Source organism: Methylobacterium trifolii (assembly GCF_022179685.1).
GTDB classification, from domain to species: Bacteria; Pseudomonadota; Alphaproteobacteria; order Rhizobiales; family Beijerinckiaceae; genus Methylobacterium; species Methylobacterium trifolii.
The window spans coordinates 1-3757 of sequence record NZ_BPRB01000122.1; the positions used below are offsets into that span (position 1 = coordinate 1).

At 74.3% G+C, this 3757-nt stretch carries 6 protein-coding genes; all 6 read left to right on the forward strand.

Annotated features, from left to right (window positions below; genetic code table 11):
* A partial coding sequence (locus tag COGEMETH_RS12050; RefSeq protein ID WP_238182806.1) for a cobaltochelatase subunit CobN occupies positions 1-240 on the forward strand: 240 nt, incomplete at its 5' end.
* Positions 237-1031, forward strand: coding sequence for a ferredoxin-like domain-containing protein (locus tag COGEMETH_RS12055; RefSeq protein WP_238182807.1), 795 nt, complete (start codon positions 237-239; stop codon positions 1029-1031). The genes COGEMETH_RS12050 and COGEMETH_RS12055, both read left to right, overlap by 4 nt.
* A 74-nt stretch (positions 1032-1105) precedes the next feature.
* A complete protein-coding gene (locus tag COGEMETH_RS12060) occupies positions 1106-1519 on the forward strand; it encodes a 4Fe-4S domain-containing protein (RefSeq protein WP_238182808.1) in 414 nt (137 codons plus the stop codon).
* The gene (locus COGEMETH_RS12065; RefSeq protein WP_238182809.1) at positions 1516-2148 is read left to right on the forward strand and encodes a precorrin-8X methylmutase; all 633 of its coding nucleotides are present in this window, start codon (positions 1516-1518) and stop codon (positions 2146-2148) included. Before COGEMETH_RS12060 ends, COGEMETH_RS12065 begins: the two co-directional genes overlap by 4 nt.
* A 35-nt stretch (positions 2149-2183) precedes the next feature.
* Positions 2184-2933, forward strand: coding sequence for a precorrin-2 C(20)-methyltransferase (locus COGEMETH_RS12070; RefSeq protein ID WP_238182810.1), 750 nt, complete (start codon positions 2184-2186; stop codon positions 2931-2933).
* The gene (cobJ, locus tag COGEMETH_RS12075) at positions 2930-3700 is read left to right on the forward strand and encodes a precorrin-3B C(17)-methyltransferase (RefSeq protein WP_238182811.1); all 771 of its coding nucleotides are present in this window, start codon (positions 2930-2932) and stop codon (positions 3698-3700) included. Before COGEMETH_RS12070 ends, cobJ begins: the two co-directional genes overlap by 4 nt.
* Positions 3701-3757: the final 57 nt, after the last annotated feature.

Genomic DNA, 3757 nt, shown 5'->3' on the forward strand with positions numbered 1-3757 from the left:
GGGTTGGATGCGGTCTTCGTGCTCGCCGCGACCACGGACGCGGTGACTGATGCCGACTTCGACCGGCTTTATGCCGCCTGGATCGCCGATCCCGAGACATTCGACCGCCTGCGGGATGCCAACCCGGAAGCGACGCGTGCCATCCTGGAGCGCTTCGCGGAGGCGCAGGCGCGCGGTCTCTGGCACAGCCGCCGCAACGCGATGCCCGCCGACGCGCTGCTGCCGGAGGCGGCCGAATGAACGCGCCGCGCCGCGTCCGCCCCGAGGCGCCGGCCCGTCGTGGCTGGTGCCCCGGCCTGTCCCGCCCGATGCCCACCGGTGACGGGCTCCTCGCCCGCATCCACCCGCCGCTCGGCATCCTCAGCCTCGCGCAGGCCCGCGCGATCGCCGAGGCCGCCCGCCGCTTCGGCAACGGCCATGTCGACGTGACCGCACGGGCGAACCTCCAGGTTCGCGGCGTGACGGACGCGACGCGGGCGCCACTCGCCGCCTTCCTCACGGCCGCCGGCCTCGGCGACGCCCGCCACGACGGCGGCCCGCAGCGCCTGACTCTGACGAGCCCCAGCGCCGGCCTCGACCCGGACGCGCCGGTCGATGCACTGCGCCTCGCCCGGACGATCGAGGCCCTGGGCCTCGCCGTGGCGCACCTGCCGCCCAAGACGCTGGTGCTCGTGGACGACGGATCGCCCGATCTCGCCGACCTGGAGGCCGACATTCATGTCCGGGCGCTGTCTCCGGGCCGCACCGCCCTCGGCCTCGGGACGGACGACGGCCCCCGGTGGATCGCGGAATGCGACGCGGCGGAAGCGGCCGATGCCGTGGCGGCCATCCTGCACGCCTTCGCCCGAACCGGGCAGCGTCGGATGCGCGACCTGTCACGGGACGCGTTGTCGGGCATCGTGGCGAGTCTGCCGCGCACGCCCTTCCCTCCCCCGCAGAGGGGGGAAGGAGACGCGACCCGGGTTCCACGACGACTCTCTCCGTCGAGGCCCCCTTCGGACGCTGCACCGCGGACGCCCTCGACCGCCTGACCGACGCCTGCGCAAACCTCGGAGCCCAGGACATCCGCCTCTCCCCCTCCCGCGGCTTCGTGGTCGCCGCCCCGGTGGCCGCGTCCAGGATCGAGGACGCGCAGGCCGCGCTGTCGGCCGAGTTCATCACTACCCGCGACGATCCCCGCCGCGCGGTCGCCGCCTGCCCCGGCGCGCCGGCCTGTGCCTCGGGCTCGACGCCCGTTCCGGAGGATGCGGCACGGCTGGCCGAGGCGTTCCGGCCCTTCGCCGCGCGGGGGCTGAAGGCGCACGTCTCCGGCTGCGCCAAGGGCTGCGCCCATCCGGCCCGCGCCGACCTCACCCTCGTCGGGCACGAGGGCCGCTACGGCTTCGTGCTCTCCGGCAGCCCCGGCGATCCGCCCGCCGCGCATCTCACTTTCGAGACGGTGCTCGAGCGCGTAAGGAGTCCCGAATTCACGAGCCTCGCCGAGGCTTTCCAGCCCGAGACCGTCAGGACCCCGACATGAGCGCGCGGCTCGACTACCTGCGCGACGGCGGCGCCATCTATGCCCGCTCGTTCGCGATGATCCGTGCCGAGGCCGACCTCGCCCGCTGGTCGAATGCGGCCGAGCGGGTGGTGGTGCGCATGATCCACGCCTGCGGCATGACCGACCTGCCCGCCGACGTGGAGATGTCAGACGATTTCGCCGCCGCCGGGGAGGCCGCCCTGCGGGGCGGCGCGCCGATCCTGTGTGACGTACGCATGGTCGCCGACGGCGTCACCCGCGCCCGTCTGCCGGCCGCCAACCCGGTGATCTGTACCCTCGGTGATCCCCGCGTGCCGGGGCTCGCCGCCGAGATGGGCACCACCCGCTCCGCGGCGGCGATGGAGCTGTGGCGCGAGCACCTTCCGGGCAGCGTCGTGGCGGTGGGCAACGCGCCGACCGCCCTGTTCCGCCTGCTCGAACTGCTGGATGCGGGCGTGGGCGCGCCCGCGGCCGTCATCGGCATCCCCGTGGGCTTCGTGGGTGCGGCCGAATCGAAGGAGGCGCTCGCCCGCGACGGCCGTGTCCCCTTCGTCGTCGTGCACGGCCGGCGCGGCGGCAGCGCCATGACCGCGGCCGCCGTCAACGCGCTGGCCTGCGAGGCCGAGTGATGGAGGGCGCCGGACCGATCGGGGATTCCGCCGGGATGCAGGCGAACGCTGCCGACGTGACCACCGGCACTCTCTACGGCGTCGGCATGGGCCCGGGTGAGCCGGACTACCTGACGGTGCGTGCCCTGCGCGTGCTCGGCCGGGCTCCGGTGCTGGCGCATTTCTGCAAGAAGGGCCGGCGCGGTAACGCCCGCACCATCGCCGACGCGGTGGTGAGCGACCCCGCCCGCGAATTCCCCCTGGTCTACCCCTACACCACGGAACTGCCGCCCGATCACCCGGACTACGTCGCGGCGCTCGCCCGCTTTTACGACGACGCGGCGGGGCAGCTCGCCGACCATCTCGGTGCGGGCCGCGACGTTGCGATCCTGTCGGAGGGCGATCCGTTCTTCTACGGCTCGTTCATGCACCTGTGGCGGCGGCTGAAGGACCGCTTCCCCGTCGAAGTGGTGCCCGGCGTCACCGGCATGTCCGGCTGCTGGACGCGGGCCGGCACGCCGATCACCTGGGGCGACGACGTGCTCACCATCCTGCCGGCGACCCTGCCGCACGCGGTGCTCGTGGAGCGCCTGCGCGGCACGGATGCGGCCGTGGTGATGAAGCTCGGCCGGCACCTGCCGAAGGTGCGCATCGCACTGTCCGAGGCGGGCCTGCTCGCGCGGGCGGTCTACGTGGAGCGCGGCACCATGGCGGGCGAGCGGGTGGTACCGCTGGCCGAGAAGCCTGACGATGCCGCCCCGTACTTCTCGATGGTGCTGGTGCCGGGCGAAGGCCGCCGGCCGTGAGCGGCAGCCTCGCGGTGATCGGCCTCGGCCCCGGCGATCCCGGCCTGCTGACGGCCTCGGCCCAGGCGGCGCTGGACGGGGCGCAGGACCTGATCGGCTATGTCCCCTACGTCGCCCGCGTGCCGGAGCGGCCGGGCCTTGTGCGCCACGCCAGCGACAACCGGGTCGAGGTGGACCGCGCCCGTCACGCCCTGGACCTCGCGGCCTCCGGCCGGCGGGTGGCCGTGGTGTCGGGGGGCGATCCGGGCGTGTTCGCCATGGCGGCGGCCGTGTTCGAGGCGGTGGAACACGGCGATCCGGCTTGGCGCCACCTTGCCATCACCGTCGAGCCCGGCATCACCGCCATGCTGGCGGCAGCCGCTCGCTGCGGCGCACCGCTCGGCGGCGATTTCTGCGCCCTTTCGCTCTCGGACAACCTGAAGCCGTGGGACGTCATCACCGCGCGGCTCGATGCGGTGCTGCGGGCCGATTTCGTGCTCGCCCTCTACAATCCGATCTCCTCCGCCCGGCCCTGGCAGCTCGGCGCCGCGCTGGGCCTCGCTGCGGAGATCCGCGTGCCCGAGACGCCGGTGGTCTTCGCCCGCGCCGTGACCCGGCCCGACGAGGCCATCCGCGTGATGAGCTTGGCGGAGGCCCGCGAGGCCCCGGCCGACATGGCGACGCTGGTGATCGTCGGGGCGTCGGGCACGCGCCTGATCCCGCGCGGGGCGGGCGAGCGGCCCTTCGTCTACACGCCGCGCAGCGTCCCCGGTGCGGGGCCGGCGTGATGGCAGGACCGGTTCAGCGGCGGCAGTTGTTCCCTCCCCCCTTTGCGGGGGAGGGTG

Coding starts and splice junctions, on each gene's coding strand:
- COGEMETH_RS12065 (WP_238182809.1), top strand. CDS start 1,516: ATGAGCGCGCGGCTCGACTACCTGCGCGACGGCGGCGCCATCTATGCC.
- COGEMETH_RS12070 (WP_238182810.1), top strand. CDS start 2,184: ATGCAGGCGAACGCTGCCGACGTGACCACCGGCACTCTCTACGGCGTC.
- COGEMETH_RS12055 (WP_238182807.1), top strand. CDS start 237: ATGAACGCGCCGCGCCGCGTCCGCCCCGAGGCGCCGGCCCGTCGTGGC.